Origin of the sequence: Granulicatella adiacens ATCC 49175, from assembly GCF_025150565.1 — a bacterium.
GTDB lineage: Bacteria > Bacillota > Bacilli > Lactobacillales > Aerococcaceae > Granulicatella > Granulicatella adiacens.
Genome location: NZ_CP102283.1, coordinates 283,969 through 302,384, shown reverse-complemented (window position 1 = coordinate 302,384; position 18,416 = coordinate 283,969). Strand labels below are relative to the sequence as shown.

At 38.5% G+C, this 18,416-nt stretch carries 22 protein-coding genes; 3 read left to right on the top strand and 19 right to left on the bottom strand.

All coding sequences use genetic code 11. The features are described from left to right. Positions 1-38: 38 nt before the first annotated feature. From NQ540_RS01610 to NQ540_RS01530, 17 genes are all read right to left on the bottom strand, one after another. Positions 39-605 (bottom strand): hypothetical protein, encoded by a 567-nt coding sequence (locus NQ540_RS01610; protein ID WP_005607517.1) that lies wholly within the window; start codon positions 603-605, stop codon positions 39-41. A gap of 123 nt (positions 606-728) precedes the next feature. Beyond that, positions 729-1,502: a hypothetical protein gene (locus NQ540_RS01605; protein WP_005607518.1), complete on the bottom strand. Its 774-nt coding sequence runs from the start codon at positions 1,500-1,502 to the stop codon at positions 729-731. Positions 1,503-1,723: 221 nt separating this feature from the next. After that, positions 1,724-2,416, bottom strand: a complete 693-nt coding sequence (locus tag NQ540_RS01600; protein ID WP_005607519.1) for an LrgB family protein — start codon at positions 2,414-2,416, stop codon at positions 1,724-1,726. Next, a complete protein-coding gene (locus NQ540_RS01595) occupies positions 2,397-2,765 on the bottom strand; it encodes a CidA/LrgA family protein (protein ID WP_005607520.1) in 369 nt (122 codons plus the stop codon). Before NQ540_RS01595 ends, NQ540_RS01600 begins: the two co-directional genes overlap by 20 nt. A 298-nt stretch (positions 2,766-3,063) precedes the next feature. Then, positions 3,064-4,569, bottom strand: a complete 1,506-nt coding sequence (gene lysS, locus NQ540_RS01590) for a lysine--tRNA ligase (RefSeq protein WP_005607521.1) — start codon at positions 4,567-4,569, stop codon at positions 3,064-3,066. A 94-nt stretch (positions 4,570-4,663) separates the two neighbouring features. Then, a complete protein-coding gene (dusB, locus tag NQ540_RS01585) occupies positions 4,664-5,680 on the bottom strand; it encodes a tRNA dihydrouridine synthase DusB (RefSeq protein ID WP_039849232.1) in 1,017 nt (338 codons plus the stop codon). Positions 5,681-5,910: 230 nt separating this feature from the next. Beyond that, on the bottom strand, positions 5,911-6,228 hold the full coding sequence (locus NQ540_RS01580) for a hypothetical protein (RefSeq protein ID WP_005607524.1): 318 nt from the start codon (positions 6,226-6,228) through the stop codon (positions 5,911-5,913). Between the two features lie 27 nt (positions 6,229-6,255). Continuing rightward, positions 6,256-6,534: a hypothetical protein gene (locus NQ540_RS01575; protein WP_005607525.1), complete on the bottom strand. Its 279-nt coding sequence runs from the start codon at positions 6,532-6,534 to the stop codon at positions 6,256-6,258. Between the two features lie 15 nt (positions 6,535-6,549). Beyond that, positions 6,550-6,861 (bottom strand): hypothetical protein, encoded by a 312-nt coding sequence (locus NQ540_RS01570; protein ID WP_005607526.1) that lies wholly within the window; start codon positions 6,859-6,861, stop codon positions 6,550-6,552. 16 nt (positions 6,862-6,877) lie between these two features. Beyond that, positions 6,878-7,156, bottom strand: coding sequence for a hypothetical protein (locus NQ540_RS01565; protein ID WP_039849233.1), 279 nt, complete (start codon positions 7,154-7,156; stop codon positions 6,878-6,880). A gap of 54 nt (positions 7,157-7,210) precedes the next feature. Further along, positions 7,211-7,501: a hypothetical protein gene (locus NQ540_RS01560; protein WP_005607532.1), complete on the bottom strand. Its 291-nt coding sequence runs from the start codon at positions 7,499-7,501 to the stop codon at positions 7,211-7,213. 13 nt (positions 7,502-7,514) lie between these two features. After that, positions 7,515-7,835, bottom strand: a complete 321-nt coding sequence (locus NQ540_RS01555; protein WP_005607534.1) for a hypothetical protein — start codon at positions 7,833-7,835, stop codon at positions 7,515-7,517. A gap of 17 nt (positions 7,836-7,852) precedes the next feature. Then, the gene (locus NQ540_RS01550) at positions 7,853-8,323 is read right to left on the bottom strand and encodes a hypothetical protein (protein ID WP_005607536.1); all 471 of its coding nucleotides are present in this window, start codon (positions 8,321-8,323) and stop codon (positions 7,853-7,855) included. Between the two features lie 78 nt (positions 8,324-8,401). After that, on the bottom strand, positions 8,402-9,382 hold the full coding sequence (locus tag NQ540_RS01545; RefSeq protein WP_168160709.1) for a ribose-phosphate diphosphokinase: 981 nt from the start codon (positions 9,380-9,382) through the stop codon (positions 8,402-8,404). Positions 9,383-9,472: 90 nt separating this feature from the next. Next, on the bottom strand, positions 9,473-10,852 hold the full coding sequence (gene glmU, locus NQ540_RS01540; RefSeq protein WP_005607540.1) for a bifunctional UDP-N-acetylglucosamine diphosphorylase/glucosamine-1-phosphate N-acetyltransferase GlmU: 1,380 nt from the start codon (positions 10,850-10,852) through the stop codon (positions 9,473-9,475). Positions 10,853-10,987: 135 nt separating this feature from the next. Beyond that, on the bottom strand, positions 10,988-11,932 hold the full coding sequence (locus NQ540_RS01535; protein WP_005607542.1) for an AEC family transporter: 945 nt from the start codon (positions 11,930-11,932) through the stop codon (positions 10,988-10,990). Positions 11,933-11,944: 12 nt separating this feature from the next. Then, a complete protein-coding gene (locus tag NQ540_RS01530; protein ID WP_039849235.1) occupies positions 11,945-13,567 on the bottom strand; it encodes a malolactic enzyme in 1,623 nt (540 codons plus the stop codon). A gap of 215 nt (positions 13,568-13,782) precedes the next feature. Here NQ540_RS01530 and NQ540_RS01525 point away from each other — a divergent pair, with 215 nt between their 5' ends. Further along, positions 13,783-14,673 carry a LysR family transcriptional regulator gene (locus tag NQ540_RS01525; RefSeq protein WP_005607546.1) on the top strand — a complete coding sequence of 297 codons (891 nt, stop codon included), beginning with the start codon at positions 13,783-13,785 and terminating at the stop codon, positions 14,671-14,673. A 265-nt stretch (positions 14,674-14,938) separates the two neighbouring features. Here NQ540_RS01525 and NQ540_RS01520 read toward each other — a convergent pair whose 3' ends face one another. Further along, entirely contained in the window at positions 14,939-15,934 is a 996-nt protein-coding gene (locus tag NQ540_RS01520) for a Fic family protein (RefSeq protein WP_005607547.1), read from the bottom strand. 202 nt (positions 15,935-16,136) lie between these two features. On the opposite strand from NQ540_RS01520, the gene NQ540_RS01515 reads away from it, so the two are divergent. Then, entirely contained in the window at positions 16,137-16,658 is a 522-nt protein-coding gene (locus NQ540_RS01515) for a hypothetical protein (protein ID WP_005607549.1), read from the top strand. A gap of 12 nt (positions 16,659-16,670) precedes the next feature. Continuing rightward, positions 16,671-17,189, top strand: coding sequence for a transcription repressor NadR (locus NQ540_RS01510; RefSeq protein WP_005607551.1), 519 nt, complete (start codon positions 16,671-16,673; stop codon positions 17,187-17,189). A 41-nt stretch (positions 17,190-17,230) separates the two neighbouring features. On the opposite strand, the gene NQ540_RS01505 is transcribed toward NQ540_RS01510, so the two are convergent. Then, on the bottom strand, positions 17,231-18,244 hold the full coding sequence (locus NQ540_RS01505) for a DNA/RNA non-specific endonuclease (protein ID WP_005607553.1): 1,014 nt from the start codon (positions 18,242-18,244) through the stop codon (positions 17,231-17,233). Between the last annotated feature and the right edge of the window lie 172 nt (positions 18,245-18,416).

Here is an 18,416-nt window from a genome sequence, read left to right as displayed (position 1 = left end):
AAACAAAAAGAGGCTGGAAAACCAGCCTCTTTGTCATATTATTCAATATAAAGTGTTTTATCTTTTAAGCGGAATTTTGTGTCTGCAGTGATTGTTTCACCCGTTAATACGAGAACATCTTCCCCTTTTTTAGTTTCATCGACTACACGCCATTCGCCATCTTTTTTCACAACTAAAACATTGTAGTTTTGGTTACGATCTTGGTCATTCGTTGGAATTACATGAGCATCTGTTACACCTGCTAATTCAACCGCTTGATCCACATTGCTATCTTTCACAATTAAAAATTTGCCATCTAATTTAACAATGTTATATCCATCTTCAATTTCTTTATTCATTTCAGCATTTTTTAATTTTTCAATGCCTTTAGCAATATTTCCAGCCTTTTTCGCAGCATCTTTTAACTGTTCACTAAGCTTATTTTTCGCATCTTCATCTATTTTTTTTGTTGCTTCTTGTACAGCTTTTGCATTTTCGATTTGCTGTTGTTGTACTCTATTTCTTTCTTGTTTTGCTTCATATCTTCTATAACGATTGTACGCAAAAACTACAATAACGATAATCGAAATGATAATTCCTAACCATTTTCTTGCTTTTGATTCCATGTATTCTTCACTCCTAGTAAAATATAATATAAGTATAACATACCTAACTCTTTTAAGTAAATATATTCATTCCACAAAAAACACTTTGCAAAACTAAGTTTGCAAAGTGTTACCGTGAATCATTTACTGTGTTGGTTCTGTAGAAATACCACTTGTGTCTGGCGTTTGAGGCGTCATTACCTTTGGAACCAAGTCAACCGTAAATGTAGTACGGCCGTCACTCCAAGGGACACCATATACTCTACCTGAGTAGACCCAATCCTGCTTGCCTTCTTCAAAGGCTTTTGAAGACTTATCTAATTCATCTCTCATATATTGGATAGCCTCTTGGTAAGTTTCAAAATTTTTATTACTATTTCCTAATGGAATTAAAGGATAAGCTTCTGTCGTTACTTCCGTAGTTTCCGTAGTTGCAACTGTAGAAGTAGACGTTACAACGTCTCTTTGAACAGTCGTTGACTCGGTTGAAGTGACCTCGGTTGATTCCTTTGTTTTTGGCAAGGATTTTTCAGTGGTTGCTGTCTCCTGACTTGCTGCGACAACTGCCTTTGTTTCTTGATTTGGTTTTTCAGGAAGTACTTTCTTTTCTTCTGTGGTTACAGCTTCTGTCGTTGGAACTTCTACCGTTAATGTAGTCGAAGGCTCTTCAGACCTCTTTTGAGCTACTTCTTTTTTTTCTGATTTCTCGGAATGATTTGGAGAATGTGACGATGTGGCATCTGTCGTTTGCATTTCTACAACTTGAGTTACTTTTGGCAAGGGACTCAAATCCTGAGATAGCGCATATACTCCAGCAAGCATTGCTAATGAAACTCCTAATGTAATTCCTAATTGACTCGCTAGGCCCAACGATTTGAAAGCTTCTTGAATTTTAATAAAAATTGTCTTAATCGTCATTATTTATTCTCCTTTCCGTTTTTATTTAAACCATTATATCATAAATTTCATCATTTCAGAACGAAAAAACCATGATATCACAAATTACATTATTGTTACAACAATATTTCTAAGTCATTTGTGAAAAAATTTTTCGGAAAAGATTTCGAATTTCTGGCCTTTTTTCAGTAGAACCACTTTATCAAAAAGCATTAGAAAGTAAGTAGAAAAACTGTTACATACTATAAAAAACCTACAAAAATCTGAGCCCCTACTAATGTAATAATCCCAGAAATCACAATCGATAGACTGCTCATGGCTCCTTCAATCTCACCAATTTGCATCGCTCTTGCAGTCCCAATCGCATGAGAAGAAGTTCCAATCGCAATCCCCTTAGCAACTGGGTGCGTAATATTAGCAATCTTACAAATCCCCTCGCAAAACATATTTCCTAGAACTCCAGTAATAATAATCACTGCAACTGTAATCGTCACATATCCGCCGGTCTCTTGAGATAGTCCCATTCCGATAGCTGTCGTAATTGATTTTGGAAGAAGCGTAACATACTCTTCATGTGTCAATTGGAAAATGAAAGAAAGAAGCCACACTGTACAAAGACTTGTTAGAACTCCTGATAAAACTCCGAAGAAAATTGCTTTCTTATGTTTCTTTAATAACTCTAACTGCTGATATAAAGGAATCGCTAAACAGACGGTTGCTGGTGTTAAGAAGTAACTTAAATTATCTGCACTTGCATAATAACTAGCGTAGTCAATACGGAATACATTTAAAACGATAATTACGAATACAATCGCCACCAACAATGGATTAAAAATAGGCCATTTATAGCGATCTCGAAGGAATACACCAATTTCAAAACCTAGGATGCTAATTACAATTCCAATCGTCGCTGAATTAATGGCTAGTTGATTCATGGTCTTCCTCCCTTTCTAAAATAAATTGGGTTACTTTTCCAGATACAATCATGACTACGATTGTCGTAATCACAGTAATAATCGATACGGGTAAAATAATTCTTTCCAATTGCCCCCAAGACTCAATAATTCCAACAGCTGCGGGAATAAACATTAAAGCCATAATTTCAATTAAAAACGTCCCCGCTTGGTACACACGATCTAGTTTGATAAAACCTGTCATTAAGAAAACCATCATTAATACTAATCCGTAAATACTTGCTGGAATCGGAAATGGCAAGAGATATTTTAAAATTTCACCTAAGCAGGTTACAAACATAATCCAACCAAATTGTTTAAAGAATTTCATTATTAACTCCTCTAGTTTAAAAGCACCCTATCCAAGTCATAGAGCTCGAATAGGGTGCTTTCATCTTTTTAAATCTATAAAACTACCTACGAAAGAATACTCTCTTCCAACTTTTTTTCATAGTATAATCAAATGTTTAGAAAGTCAACTACAACCCTGTGAACATTTGTTACTTTCAGTGTTCTAAATCTGACCTGTTTACTTGAACCACTTTTCGAAATTATCATATATGGTAATTGCAGTTATACAAAAAATACCCCGTCTAAGGCGAACCTTAAACGGAGCACTAAGTTTGATATTAGTCTAAGTTTTTCATGGTTGGGAATAATAAGACGTTACGGATGGATTGGCTGTTTGTTAGTAACATGACTAAGCGGTCAATCCCGATTCCTACCCCACCTGTTGGAGATAAACCATATTCCAACGCTTGGATGAAGTCTTCATCGTGCGGATGCGCTTCGTCGTTCCCAGCAGATTTTTCTTCTACTTGTTTCATGAAACGTTCACGTTGATCGATTGGGTCTGTTAACTCTGTGAAGCCATTTCCGTACTCTTTCGTACAGATGAAGCATTCGAAACGATCTGTGAAACGTGGGTCTTCATCGTTTTTACGCGCTAGTGGAGATACTTCCACTGGATGTCCGTAGATGAAGGTTGGTTGGATCAATGTTTCTTCAACGAATGTTTCGAAGAATTCGTTCACGACATGTCCAAATGTCATTGAATCTTCGACTTTCACGCCTTTTTCTTTCGCGATGGCGCGTGCTTCTTCGTCAGTCATATGTGGCCAGAAGTCAACACCTGTTACTTCTTTAATCGCATCTACCATATGAATTCTCTTCCATGGAGCTTTTAATTCCACTTCATGTTCGCCATATGGAACTAATGTTGTTCCTAGTACTTTTTCAGCAACGTCTGAAATGATTCCTTCTGTTAAATCCATGACATCTTTGTAGTCTGTGTAAGCTGTATAGATTTCGATTGAAGTAAATTCAGGGTTGTGAGTGGTGTCGATTCCTTCGTTACGGAAAACACGTCCGATTTCGTATACGCGTTCCATCCCACCAACGACTAAACGTTTTAAGTGTAATTCTGTAGCGATACGCATGTATAATTCCATGTCTAACGCATTATGGTGTGTGATAAACGGACGAGCGTTTGCCCCACCTGCTAATGTGTGAAGTACTGGAGTTTCAACTTCTAAGTAATCACGGTCGTCTAAGTAACGACGTATTTCACGGATGATTTTACTACGGGTTACAAAACGGTCGAAGCTGTCACGGTTACTAATTAAGTCTAAGTAACGTTGACGGTATTGTTGTTCTACGTTTGTTAATCCGTGATATTTATCAGGAAGTGGACGAAGCGCTTTTGTTAAATGAACGAATTGTTCAGCTTTAACAGATAACTCACCAGTGTTTGTGACCATAACAGTCCCTACAACACCAACGATGTCTCCTAAGTCTGCTTTTGTGAAGACTTCGTACGCATCATCTCCAACAGCATCTTTACGTACGTAAATTTGGATTTGGCCTTTGCCGTCTTGAATGTGAGCAAAACCGGCTTTCCCTTTTCCACGTTTTGTCATCATACGTCCAGCAATTTGAACTGTTACAGGCTCTTGTTCACTAAGAGATTCTTTTGTAGCTCCTTCAAATTGTTTATGGATTTCTTCAGTTGTATTTTTTTGTTTGAATCCAGTACCGAAAGGATCGATTCCTTTTTCGCGTAACTGACTCATTTTTTCACGACGAACTTGTAATTGGTCATTTAATGTTTCTTGTGTTTCTACTTCGAAAGACACGTTTGTTCCTCCTTTGAACGGTGCTTGTTCTTCATAACTCTTCTTATTGTACCAAAAGAAGAGGCTTTATTGAAAGTATTTCAAGGCTTTTTGCTTAAATTTCTGCCAAGCGTTGTTTTTGACGTTCTTCACGTTCTAAATGTTCTACCACAAATTGGTCTAGTAAGGCTTCTACCGTTTGTAAATTCTCAGCTTCGTTAATGGCTACTTTTGTTTTCGAGGCACGTGGCACTCCTTTTAAGTAATAGCCTGCAAGCTTGCGGAATTCTTTCGTTGCGACCGCTTCGCCTTTAAGGTTCGCAAGACGTTGTAAGTGTAATTTCGCAATTTCGATTTTCTCTGGAACGGTATTTTCTGGAAGCAATTCGCCCGTTTCTAAGTAATGAACGGTTTGACGAATCATCCAAGGGTTCGCTAAGGCAGCACGTCCAATCATAACGCCATCTACGCCTGCGATGTCAATCATGCGTTTTGCATCTTCCGGGCTACGAACATCTCCATTCCCGATTAAAGGAATGCGCGTTAAGTTCTTCTTCACTTCGCCAAGGATTTCCCAGTCGGCTTTCCCGTCATACATTTGAACACGAGTACGGCCATGCATCGCAACCGCACTTGCACCGGCATGTTCTGCAGCTAGCGCATTCTCAACCGCATATAAATGCTCGTGGTCCCATCCTGTACGCATCTTCACCGTCACAGGTTTGTCCACTGCGTCTACAACCGCTGCTACCATTTCGTATACCTTATTTGGGTCTAACAGCCATTTCGCTCCGGCTTCTGCCTTAATCACTTTGTTTACTGGACATCCCATATTGATATCGATAATCGCCGCTTCTGTGTTTTCAGCCACGTATTTCGCCGCTTCAACTAAAGTATCTTTATTTCCGCCCATGATTTGAACGCTCAGTGGATACTCGTTTGGTTCGATATGAAGCATGCTTAATGTTTTTTCATTACGAAATTGAATCCCTTTGTCGCTGATCATCTCACATACCACTAAACCAGCACCAAATTCTTTTACAGTGACACGGAATGCTGAGTTCGAAATCCCAGCCATTGGGGCTACAACTACACTATTGTCAATTTGAATATCTCCAATTTTAAAACTCATTTTTTTCTCCTTTTTCAATTTGATTCGCATCTTGGCAAATCTTCGTTACGTATTTATAGTGATAATCGTAAAGAAGTCACTGATTAACAAGAACATCCCTTACGATTACCACTATCCATCTAAAAACACGAGCTGCAACCCCCATAGTGAGTGCGACTCGTGCGCTATGTTCACTTATTTCTTGCCGGATTATTGTACCATAACCCGCGTCAACTTGCATTTGTTTCCTCTTAATAAAAGAGTCTCATCGAAAGCAGCAAGTACGTAATGAGAAATCCACCCGTTAAGAGTAACTGCCATCCCGTTTCGTTCACTGTTTTTAGTTTAAACGAAATCCAACTAAACAATGAGAAACTGAGAAGGCCCTCCACTGCCGCCACTGCTAGAATATACAGCATAAAAAGGAGCATTCGACCATCTGGTAAAAAATAGTTTTCCATCGCTAACATCGTAAAGAAAACTAGGACCCATGAAATCCACATCAAGACAGTAGCGACTTTATGCATTTTTAATAACCCTGGTTGTTTTTCAAAACGTCGTGCTTCCATTAACCTCTTCCTCCTAAACCTTTTTTATCAAAATCTAATTACTCCCGTGAATAACAATAACAAAAAGGTACTCCAAGCGCCTGTGAGCAGTAGCTGCCACCAAGTGTCTTTAACCGATTTTTCTTCTACCGCAATTAAAACATACATCAAGAAACTCACAAACGTCATGATCATGAAAATCGGCATAATGAAGATGGCAATCAATAGCCCTCCTGGAACGCCACGACTGGTCATGAAAATCCATTGTGGCACTAACCCGATCCACATCAAGACTTCTGCGATATTCTTTGTTTTCTCTAGTTTCATTCAAAACCTCCAACATTATCGAATAGTTTGTTTCTGAATTTGTTTGGCAAGCGATTTTGGAGCTAGCGACAAGAAACAAATGGCAATTCCAAATAAGAACACCACCAACCCAATCACTTCAAAAACGCTATTGAACTGCGAAAACACACCGAGCATGAATGCAAAAATAATGACAGAAACACCGACCTTACGAACAGCCTTTGCAATTGCTCTGTAATAATCTTCAATCGTTTCAGGTGTAACCGATGTATATTGCAACTTTACAAGTTCCTGACGTGTTTTTCTCCAATAATTCAACCCCATCCAGAAGGTCCCGCCGATGGTCATCGCTATTTGTTTCCTCTTAGAGAATGATTTTTATCAGAACGAGTACATAGGCGACGAGAAATCCTCCGGTCAAAGCTAATTGCCATCCTGTTTCTGCAAATGATTTTTTCTGAATCGTAATCCATGAAAACAAAAGAAAGGTAATCAAAAAGAGGATCCCCGCAATAATTAATCCCAGAGTCATCACTCTGAATTCATTACTAGAGGGTAGGATATACGAACCCATTAGCAACATTGTTGTAAAGACAAACACCCACGCTGTCCACATAAATCCATTAGCCCACTTACGTAACATCCCTATCATCTTCTCATGATTCTATTGTTGGATTATAAAAGATTTTTCCTGTTTTTACCCGATGGCTTGTGTGTAAAGTAATGCTTCATACCCTAACCACAAGCTCATAATGAGTAGTTGTCCCCACGTATTTTTAAACGATTTTTCTTCATACGAAATGTACAAGAACAATAAAAGACTGAGAATAACGCTTAGAATTAAAAATGGTAAGACTAATAAAATGAGCCCCATTCCAATTCCCATGCCAACTCTCCTCGTAATAGGGGAAAACAACAAAATCCATTGCGTTAATAACCCAAACCACATCAAGTTATTTGCGGTCTTCTTTAATTTTTCAATTTCCATAATTTTCTTTCCCTTACTTAATAGGTATTGTATTTGACGGTAACTGAATAACGCCGGATACATTTAAAATAACAAAAGTAGTCCAGAGAAGAATAAATAACATTATCCAACCTGTGTGTTTTAATGATTTTTCAGCAATTGAAATCCTTAAAAACTGTAAGAAACTAATGCCTACTAACATCAATCCGATAGGGAACAGGATGAACACGATGAACGCAGCACCATATCCTCCACCATACTCATAATGAGGTAATAAAACCATAATATAAGTAAGCACTTGAGGTGCCATTCCTATCAAAAACAATCTCCAAGCATTTCTTCTCTTCTTATCCATGCATTATCACCTCGATACTATTTTTGACTCTGTTTTAAAATTTGTTTTGCTAGCGATCTAGGGACTAGCGACAACAAACAGATGACTAACCCAAATAATAAAGTCGCTTCCGCAATAACGAATAACTCAGGGATAAAGTGTGATAAGATTCCTACTATTAGAGATGCGATTCCTATCGAAATCCCTACTTTAAAAATGGCCTTTGCTTTTATTTGATAATATTCTTCGAGCGCTTCGGGCGTTTTTTCTTTGGCCTTGAGGATGGCTACATTCTTTATAGTTGATTTCCAATAATCTACACTCATTAGAAAAAATCCTCCAAGAGTCCCCAATGAAAAAAAGAACAAAATACCATTTTCAATAAGACTCTTCCCTTCAAAATAAGGAATATCTGGATTCTTTTCATGTAAAAATACCATCGTCAGAATCAACCCTATAAAAGAAATCAAAAATATCCATCCTGAACGGTTTCTTTTTTCTTTCTCCATTATAGCCTCCTTTGGTTCAGTATATAGAAAAACGAGCCGAGACCCTAGCCTCGGCTCATTTATTTTAACAATTCTTTATTAATCTAAAATAGTAAATTTCTCAATAAACAACGGACTCACTGAACGGTTTTCGTGAATACGACGAATTGCTTCCGCCATTAATTGGTCCACGCTGATTTGAACAATTTTTCCACCTGTTTTTTCTGCAGGCACTTCGATGGAGTCTGTTACAACTACTTCTTTAATCACTGAGTCGTTAATACGCTCTAGCGCTGGCCCAGATAATACAGCGTGCGTACAGCAAGCATATACTTCTTCCGCACCTGCATCTTTAATCGCTTGTGCTGCAAGAGTAATGGTTCCAGCTGTATCAATCATATCGTCGATTAATACGGCAACTTTCCCTTTGACTTCCCCGATGATATTCATCACTTCTGCCACGTTTGCTTTTGGACGACGTTTATCCACAATCGCGATAGGAGCGTGTAAGAACTCAGCCATTTTACGAGCACGAGTTACTCCACCATGGTCAGGAGAAACAACAACGATATCTTTGTCTTTAAAGTTATTTTCTAAGAAATGGTTTGCAAGTAGTGGAGCTCCTAATAAGTGATCCACTGGAATATCGAAGAAGCCTTGAATTTGAGCAGCATGTAAATCAAGTGTTAACACACGATCTGCTCCCGCTTGAGTAATCATGTTCGCAACTAATTTTGCGGTAATTGGTTCACGAGATTGTGCTTTACGGTCTTGACGAGCATATCCGTAGTAAGGAATTACAATATTAATTGTTTTTGCACTTGCACGGCGCAAAGCATCTACCATAATTAATAATTCCATTAAGTTATCATTTACTGGATAAGAAGTTGATTGAACGATGTAAACATGGCATCCACGAACACTTTCATCGATGTTGATTTTAATTTCTCCATCACTGAATTGTGTCACAGACACTTTACCAAGTTCTAAACCTACTTCTTCAGCGATTTTTTCTGCTAAAGGACGATTTGAGCTTAAAGCGAATATTTTTAAATTAGGATCGGAATAATGTTCCACAATGATAACCCCCGAAGTTTATTTTATAGTTCTATAATACAGTTTTTTGCCTAATATTTGAATAATTTTGATAAACTTTTTTCAAAAAATTTTTTAATCTTTTTTTCCTGATGGTAATTTTGAAGCGTAATCCTCTTTGTTCACTTGACGACTACGAGCAATGGCTAATGCTCCATTTGGAACATCTTGGGTAATGGTTGAACCCGCAGCAATGAACACGTCATCTCCAACTGTTACAGGAGCTACGATATTCGCATTACATCCAATGAATACATGGTCTCCAATTGTTGCACGGTGTTTATTTTTTCCGTCGTAATTTACAAACACTGTTCCACAACCTACATTGATGTCTTTTCCAAGGTCTGCATCTCCGACATACGTTAAGTGCCCTACTTTCGTATCTGCACCAAGCGTTGAGTTCTTCACTTCCACAAAATTCCCCACATGAACACGTTCGCCTAATACAGAATTTGGACGTAAGTGTGCAAATGGACCTGCATTGCTGTCAACTTTCATATGAGATTCTTCGATGTTCGCTGCTACCAGACGAACGCCGTCTTCAAGAATGCTATCACGAACCACGCTGTGTGCTCCGATGAAACAGTTTGATCCGATGACTGTTTTCCCTTTTAAGACAACACCTGGTTCAATCACAGTGTCCGCACCGATTTGAACGGTTGATTCGATATAAGTTGCTTCCGGATCAATTAAAGTAACCCCATTACGCATATGTTCTTCGTTGATACGAAGGCGCATGTATTTCTCCGCTTTTGAAAGAGCTACACGGTCGTTGACGCCCATTCCTTCGTCGAAATCTTTCATTGGGTACGCAGAAACGACTTCTCCACGTTTCTTCAAGATTTCTAATACATCTGGTAAGTAGTATTCACCTTGAGCGTTGTCGTTTCCAACTTCGTGTAGAGCGCTGAAAAGAGCTACGTTATCAAAGCAGTAAGTCCCTGTATTGATTTCTTTCACTTGTTGTTCTTCAGGAGTTGCATCTTTTTGTTCTATATTTTTAAGAACAGAACCGTCTTTATCGCGAATTACGCGGCCGTATCCTGTTGGATCTTGGGCAATCGCTGTAAGGATCGTTGCCTTAGCCCCTGTGCGTTCATGCTCCTCCATTAACGCTGAAAGAGTTTCGCTTGTTAATAATGGAGTATCTCCACAGATGACAATCGTTGTGCCTTCTTTTCCTTGTAAGAGAGATTCTGCTTGCAAAACAGCATGTCCTGTTCCTAATTGTTCTGCTTGGACGGCATAAGAAACACGGTCTCCAAGGTGGTTTTGCACCATTTCAGCACCATGTCCAACAATCGCTACGATTTCTGTTGCTCCAGTTTTTTCAACTTGGTCTACAACGTGCTCTACCATTGGTTTTCCGCAAACGGGATGCATTACTTTGTAAAGGGAAGATTTCATACGAGTTCCTTTACCTGCCGCTAAAATAATTCCGAATTTTTGTTTCATAATAAGCTCCTCGCTCTTTGAATTTCTACCTTCTAATAGTATAGTACAATACCGTTTTTTTCAAGAAAACTCTGACTACAAGGAATCTTTTGCCCATAAAAAAAAGGGTCCCAGCATTTTAGCCGGGAAACCCAGTTATCCAATAATGGTTTGAAGAATTGGGATGACAATAACAAATAGAACTGTACTTAAAGTCACGATATTCGTTGAGAATTCGACATCTCCATCTCCTTGGTTTGCTAAGATTGGCAATACCGCTAAGGCTGGTGTAGCAGACTGAATCATAAAGGTTTGATATTCTGCATTTACCATACTAGGCGCCATTAATTTCAAAACTAGAAACATTAATACAGGCGCAACAATAAATCGACCTATTAGCGCTACCATACTATCCTTATCAAATTGAATCGTTTTGATACCTGCTTTAGCTAACACTATTCCGATATACACGAGTGAAAGCGGAGTTGTTAACCCTCCTATATATCCCAATGTACTAGACACAAAACTTGGGAGTGGAACATTGATTACTAAAAATACTACAGAGACAATAAATCCAAGTAATGGAGCTGGAAGTAATCTCTTCCAATCAAAATGCGATTTTTGTTTTTTCTTTCCATCTTTACTATCACTTGTCATTAAAAAGACACCTAATGTCCAAGTGGAAATTGTATTCGTAATATAGTAAATCAAGAAGTATGCTAATGCATCATCCCCAAATAATGCAACATTTAACGGCAAGCCAATAAAAATTGTATTTGCATTGACAAATGTATTAATGACAGTCCCTCTTCGACCTGGAGCCACTTTAAAGGCTTTGACACTTAAGAAGGCAACCATATATCCAAGTGCAAAAGCTATAAACGTATAGATGAGTCCTCCAGACAAGCTCATCAATTTTTCTAGTGTTAAATATTTTAACACGGAAACAAAAATCGATACTGGCATTGCTACATTCATAATGAGTTTAGATAAATCATTGCCAAAATCATTATGGAACAAGCCTTTTACTTGTAAGAAGTATCCAAGCACAATTAGTGCAATAATTGGAACAATGGACTCAAGAGATGTTAAAAATAACATCTACATCGCCTCCTAATATTTTGGTGTCCATCTAAATTCACGAACTGCTTTTTCCATATCTTGTTCAGCAGCGCGAGCTAAGCCTTGTTCCTGTGCTTTTTTAGCTACAGCTGTTGCCACTTTCAATGATACTTCATTGACGTATTTGAACGGCGGTAATACTGGTGCTCCTGGTTTTGTAATATCAACGATGCCATTTACAGCATGAGCTGCTGCACCAATCATTTCATCGGTTAATAGACTCGCCTCCGAAGCCAACATTCCTAATCCAAGACCAGGATAAATCAACGCATTGTTTGCTTGACCAATTACGTAGTTTACTCCGTTGAACTCAACATCATCTGAAGGAATTCCTGTTGCAACAAATGCTTTTCCGTTAGACCATTCAATGATATCTTTTGCTGTTGCTTCTGCTAATTTTGTTGGGTTAGACAATGGGAAGATGACAGGACGTTCTGCATTTTCACACATCGCTTCTACAACTTCTTTTGTAAATGTATTCGGTTGAGTTGAAGTTCCCACTAAGATGGTTGGTTTCACAGTTTTCACTACTTCTAATAAATCTGTTAATTTATCTGCGTTAGCAAAATCGCTACGTTTTTTCGCAAATGGTCGTTGTTCAGGTGTTAAATCGTCCATATCATCGAATAACAATCCTTGTTTATCCACCATGAAGAAACGTTTATAGGCTTCTTCTTCGCTTAGACCGTCGACAACCATTTCACGAAGGACACGAGAAGCAATCCCTGCCCCTGCAGTACCACCACCGTAGCATAAGTACACTTGATCTGTTAGTTTTTCACCCGCAATATCCATTGAGGCAAACACCCCACCAAGAGTTACAATTCCTGTTCCTTGGATATCATCATTGAAGGTTGGAATTTGAGTTTTGTATTTGTTTAAAATATTGGCCGCGTTGCCACGTCCGAAGTCTTCCCAGTGTAAGTATAATTTAGGGAAAAGGCGCTCTGCCGTTTCAACAAATTGGTCAATAAACGCATAGTAACGGTCCCCACGAACACGCTCATGACGGTTTCCTAAATAGTTAGGATCTTCTAATAGACTTTGACGATTTGTACCGGCATCAATCACTAAAGGCAGAACACTTGCTGGATCGATGCCAGCCGCGCCTGTATAGACCATTAATTTCCCTACAGAAATATCTACACCGTTTGTACCCCAGTCACCAATTCCAAGAATTCCTTCCGCATCAGTTACGACGATTAAACGAATCTCACGGTCTCCTGCAGCGTTTTTCAATGTTGTTTCAATATTTTCTGGGTGATTAATATCTAAGTAAGCCGCATATTGAGGGTCCACAAAAAGTTCACTGTAGTTTTCGATAGTGTCCGCAATCGTTGGATCATACACGATTGGATTAAATTCTTCTAAATGTTGTGAGAATAAGTAATAAAATAACGTACGATTTGTATTGAAAATTTCCATTAAGAAAAGACGTTTTTCAAGGTCACTCCCTTTTTGGTGCATATGCGCATATGTTTGCGCTGCTTGTTCTTCTAACGTTTGAACGTAAGGTGGTAATAATCCTACCAATCCTAATTCTTGACGTTCTTCTTGTGTAAATGCTGTCCCTTTATTTTTAAAAGGGTCATTTAAAATTTGGTGTCCACGCATGGTGATTCCTCCTATAAAATAGTCATCTGCAAAATGGCGTTTCATTGCCATTGACGCTTTGTTTAAGAGCATAAAAAAACGGAGACAAAAAAGTTTATCACCAATAAACTCTATCTCCCCATCCTGTGCTCCCTATTGACATTTTAAAGATTCCCTTTTAGCATAGTCAAATAGAGGATGTGTTATAATTTTTTTAAATATGAGGAGTCTTACTGATGAAACTTCAACAACTCAAATACTTTAATGCTCTATGCCGTTTAAAATCTTTTTCAAAAGTAGCTTTAACTTTCAAAGTCAGTCAACCTACTGTCAGCTACGCCATTAAATCATTAGAAGAAGATCTCGGTGTGAAGCTTATCCTACGAAACCAATCTCATACAGATGTGTCTCTTACTAAAGAAGGCGAACTTTTTAGAAAGTATTCACTCAATGCTCTACAACAACTGGACATGGGAATAACAGCTGTAAAGAACACTCATGATGGACGTATTAAAATCGGGATTACCGCAGCTCTTTCGCGTTTCTTCGATTTAACAAAACATATTTCATCGCTAGAAGAGATTTTCAAAACTGAAATCGGCTTATTAGAAGATGGCTCTAAAGAAATCACAAAGAAAATCATTTCGAATAAATTAGATATTGCTTTATTCGGAACGAGTAAAGAAGTTTTTAGCAGCCAAATTGATTTGAAAAAAATCGCAACTTTCCCGTTTAAATTAGCCGTTTCTAAAAAACATCCGCTATCAAAAGCTTCTCACGTTCATCTCTCACAAGTAGAAAACGAGAAATTTATCCTCTTTAATGAACATTTTATTCATCATGAAGTATTCTGGAAATTTATGAATTCATACGGAATCATCCCAAATATATTGGCCGAAGTTAGCGATATTCAAGGATTCGAAAACTTTATCCAACAAAAAAACACTATTGGACTTCTCGTTGACTTCTTAAAACTGGACCATATTCATTTAATTGAACTGGACGAACCAGAACCTGTCCAATTTTATTTATATTTAGCCAAACAAAAAAATGGAAAGATTACAGATGAGGCATTTAATGAGATGGAGTTGTATATTAAAAATCAAATATACGCTTTAAAAAATTAATTCTAATAGGCTACGTATTCACTTTAAAAGACAATAGATGCGAAAAGGAACCTTTTATCGAGGTTCCTTTTTCATTGTTTTTTTTAATTGTTGCAGTGACGGATAGGCTGCTCCGTTAAATAAACCCTTTATACGATGTCCCCTCCGTTAACCGTCACCAGTTCTAAGAAAGACCTAGTATAATGAAACGCACCTAAAAGTTAAACAAAAGATCTGACTTTCAGGGTGTTTTTATGAAATGAACTTATGAGGAGACAGTTTGAATCTAAATAGAATCTAATGAATATAACTTTCCTTTCGTACTTCCGCTAGAAGTCAGCAATCCAACTTTGACAAACAACGATAAGTAGCGTCGAACGGTTGCGGCACTGAGCCCTGTGAGTTCTTGTACTTGCTGATTACCGATATTCCCATACTGTTCAAGATAGGCCTTTACTTGTTCAAAGACTTCTCGCTCTTTTGGTTTTAAGGATTGCAAAACGATATACTCCGTATTTTCTTCTTCGATACGGTCTTGCACTTTCACCTCTTCCAATGTTTCCAAAATCACTTCAAGCATAAACTCAACAAAGACCGTTGCGTCATTCTCCTTGTTACTGATAGCGAGCGCATCATAATACCCTTGCTGATGCGCATGAATCACAGACTCAATCGGAAGCCATTCGAATAGCGGATTCCAACGACTCAAAATCAAACTTTGCCACAATCGCCCCATACGACCATTTCCGTCTTCAAATGGATGGATCATCTCCAGTTCAAAATGAACGAGACATGATTTCACCAAATCCAACAGCTGACTATTCTTTGCCCAGGAGAATAACTCTTCCACAAGACCTGGAACAAATTGCGGACGTGCGCCTATGTGAACCAGTCGTCCACTGGCATCATAAACACCGACATCACTCAAGCGAAAATGCCCGGGATGTTTCACAAGACCGTGTGTTAACAACCGGTGTGCCTCCAAGAAATCCTCCACACTATACGGATCCATCGAAAAGACCCGTTCATATGCCTCATACGCATTTTGCACCTCATGAATATCCTTTGGTGATCCAAGCACCCTGTGACCCTCGATAATATCTGTCACTTGTTCAAGTGTCAAACTATTATTTTCAATTGCTAGCGAGGACTGAATCGAGCGAATTCGATTCTCCTTACGTAATAATAGCGGACGTTTCTCGATGGAATAGGTTGTCAGAAGTTCTGCAATATTGTGTACTAGCCCTAACATCTTCTCTGTGATTTGAAAATTCGCTTGCATCCCTCTCACCTCTCTTTTCTTTATTGTACTGATATTTTTCGAAAGAATCAAGCGAATTATGAGCGGAATATAAGCGAAAAATAATCTCGTATCGAGATTTCCTTTTCATTTATTTTTGAAAAGGGAGTTTTTGCTATTGATTTATTGTATACACAGAACTATACTACTGTATATACAGTAAATAAAAAGGAGTTTTATTCTGATGAAAAATGTTCGTTTTATGACACTTACCGCACTATTAACCGCGATTGCTATTTTTATTCCTATCGCGATGCCACTGAAATTGGTGATTCCACCAGCTTCATATACCCTCGGAAGCCACGTTGCAATTTTTATTGCAATGTTTATCAATCCGTGGATGGCCATCTTCGTCGTTCTTGGTTCCTCATACGGGTTCTTTATCTCTGGTGCTTATCCGCTCGTGATTGTCTTCCGTGCGTTGTCACATATTCTCTTTGCGACACTGGGGGCCTTTTTCTTACAAAAGCATCCAAAGACGCTTGAAAACCGCAAAGCATCCTGGATTTTCAACTTCGTCCTTGCGCTTATTCACGCAGTTGGTGAAGTATTGGCATGTGTGCTCTTCTACTCGGTTTCAGGGACAGATCTTCAAAGCATGTTTTACGTCCTCTTCGTCCTAGTCGGATTTGGTACAGTGATTCACAGTATGGTAGACTATGAATTAGCACTAGTGGTGTATAAAGTTTTACAAAAAAGACGTTAAAAGAGGTCTACTATGCCAAAAGAAAGAAAAGCAGAGTTATTAAAACTCTTGAAAGGAGCTCCAAAACCGCTCAATGGTCAAAGCTTAGCGGAACATTTCCACGTTACCCGACAAATTATCGTTCAAGACATCGCGCTTCTTCGTGCTGATGGGGCAACGATTCTCTCGACCAATCGTGGATATGTCTACAAGGAACAAGAGAGCTCGCCGTACGTTCATCGTCTCTTCAAAGTCAAACACGATACCGAGGCTATTGAAGCCGAACTGTTAGCGATTGTCGATAATGGAGGTCGTGTCCAAAATATTCAAATCGACCATCCAGTCTACGGTGAAATTCAGACACTTGTGAAACTGACCTGTCGCCGCGACGTCCAACACTTCTTGGAACAAATCCATCAAGAAGACTTTCGCCCTCTGTCATCCTTAACAGACGGCATACATTATCATCTAGTTGAGGCTGAAAACCAACAAGACCTCGACTATATCGAAGATGCCCTTGATAAATTAGGGTATTTAGTGAAGGAAGATTAAATGAAATGAGCGCCACTCAATTTGTGTGGCGCTCATTATACTTATGGTCTGTATCTCTTTTCTTTAGACGTATGAACTTTCCCCTGGCGTTTTGCTTCTGCCTCTGTCATTTCTACAACATTCTTTTTGTTTGTGTTTGCTGGCATGTTTTCCTTATAGTACCAATAAACATCTGACTTACCTTTTTTAGCTACATAGACTGTAATATACTCTTCTTGATTTACCGTCGTTTCAGTCACCACTTCTGTCTGAGCAACAGTAGTTTCAACTTTCTTCTTAGCAAATAATGGTTCCGCATTCCCCGTTGCATAGTCAATTTTTGCATTTGGTGATGTATTCTCCAGAATTACATGAGTTACACCATCATCATCTGTTTTCTCTTGTTTGGTCCCAAAAGAAATCTTCATCAAAGTTCCATCACTTTTTATTCCCGCATACTGCAATTCAACTTGACGTGGAATCAATTCATCCCCTTGGTAGATTGGCGTTACTTTATAATCTAACCAATCATTCGGATGCGCATTAATCCAATCCGCAAGATTATTCTCATAGAACAACATTGCAGTTTGATTTGCGGAATCCTTGTCAGACAAGCTTCCCGTATTTAATAAGGCTGTCATCGGTGTTAAATTACGCAACTCGTTATCTAGTCCGCTGAATTGATATCCAACTAAATGACCGCGATTCATAAGCCATGCTTCTTTCCCACTCCCCGAATCATCAATCGGCATCTTATAATTATGCCATCCAACTGGATCCACACTAATTTTTGGTTCTCTCTTGGCTTTTGGCTTATCTTTAATATTCAGTTGAATATGTGCTGACGTAGAACGCTCCAGTTTATCCAGTTCTCCCAATACCAATTGTTTCTCCTTCTTAAAAGGAAGCAAAGAATCTGGTAATTTAGCAGGTGCCACTGTCGTTGCTTCAACGGTCGTGACTTTCACTTCCGTCTCTGTCGTTGACTTCGCCTCTTCTTTATGCCCCCCACATGCTGCTAAAGAAACACCAGCCAGAATCAATAACCCCAATTTCCAATTCGAATGAATCTTCACCCTAATTCCCCCTAATATACTTTATTAAAAACTCCCTATTTAATTTCAGTATAGACCTCCCTCAACTCGAATACAATAGTGGTTTTGACTTATTTTTGAGTTATCCCATTACAAAATATACCTTGCGAAGATGTTTTCTGAATCTATATGAAAAGACCTAGCTTTTTCAGCT

Coding starts and splice junctions, on each gene's coding strand:
- NQ540_RS01610 (WP_005607517.1), bottom strand. CDS start 605: ATGGAATCAAAAGCAAGAAAATGGTTAGGAATTATCATTTCGATTATC.
- NQ540_RS01605 (WP_005607518.1), bottom strand. CDS start 1,502: ATGACGATTAAGACAATTTTTATTAAAATTCAAGAAGCTTTCAAATCG.
- NQ540_RS01600 (WP_005607519.1), bottom strand. CDS start 2,416: ATGAATCAACTAGCCATTAATTCAGCGACGATTGGAATTGTAATTAGC.
- NQ540_RS01595 (WP_005607520.1), bottom strand. CDS start 2,765: ATGAAATTCTTTAAACAATTTGGTTGGATTATGTTTGTAACCTGCTTA.
- dusB (WP_039849232.1), bottom strand. CDS start 5,680: ATGAGTTTTAAAATTGGAGATATTCAAATTGACAATAGTGTAGTTGTA.
- NQ540_RS01580 (WP_005607524.1), bottom strand. CDS start 6,228: ATGGAAGCACGACGTTTTGAAAAACAACCAGGGTTATTAAAAATGCAT.
- NQ540_RS01575 (WP_005607525.1), bottom strand. CDS start 6,534: ATGAAACTAGAGAAAACAAAGAATATCGCAGAAGTCTTGATGTGGATC.
- NQ540_RS01570 (WP_005607526.1), bottom strand. CDS start 6,861: ATGACCATCGGCGGGACCTTCTGGATGGGGTTGAATTATTGGAGAAAA.
- NQ540_RS01565 (WP_039849233.1), bottom strand. CDS start 7,156: ATGTTACGTAAGTGGGCTAATGGATTTATGTGGACAGCGTGGGTGTTT.
- NQ540_RS01560 (WP_005607532.1), bottom strand. CDS start 7,501: ATGGAAATTGAAAAATTAAAGAAGACCGCAAATAACTTGATGTGGTTT.
- NQ540_RS01555 (WP_005607534.1), bottom strand. CDS start 7,835: ATGGATAAGAAGAGAAGAAATGCTTGGAGATTGTTTTTGATAGGAATG.
- NQ540_RS01550 (WP_005607536.1), bottom strand. CDS start 8,323: ATGGAGAAAGAAAAAAGAAACCGTTCAGGATGGATATTTTTGATTTCT.
- glmU (WP_005607540.1), bottom strand. CDS start 10,852: ATGAAACAAAAATTCGGAATTATTTTAGCGGCAGGTAAAGGAACTCGT.
- NQ540_RS01535 (WP_005607542.1), bottom strand. CDS start 11,932: ATGTTATTTTTAACATCTCTTGAGTCCATTGTTCCAATTATTGCACTA.
- NQ540_RS01530 (WP_039849235.1), bottom strand. CDS start 13,567: ATGCGTGGACACCAAATTTTAAATGACCCTTTTAAAAATAAAGGGACA.
- NQ540_RS01525 (WP_005607546.1), top strand. CDS start 13,783: ATGAAACTTCAACAACTCAAATACTTTAATGCTCTATGCCGTTTAAAA.
- NQ540_RS01520 (WP_005607547.1), bottom strand. CDS start 15,934: ATGCAAGCGAATTTTCAAATCACAGAGAAGATGTTAGGGCTAGTACAC.
- NQ540_RS01515 (WP_005607549.1), top strand. CDS start 16,137: ATGAAAAATGTTCGTTTTATGACACTTACCGCACTATTAACCGCGATT.
- NQ540_RS01510 (WP_005607551.1), top strand. CDS start 16,671: ATGCCAAAAGAAAGAAAAGCAGAGTTATTAAAACTCTTGAAAGGAGCT.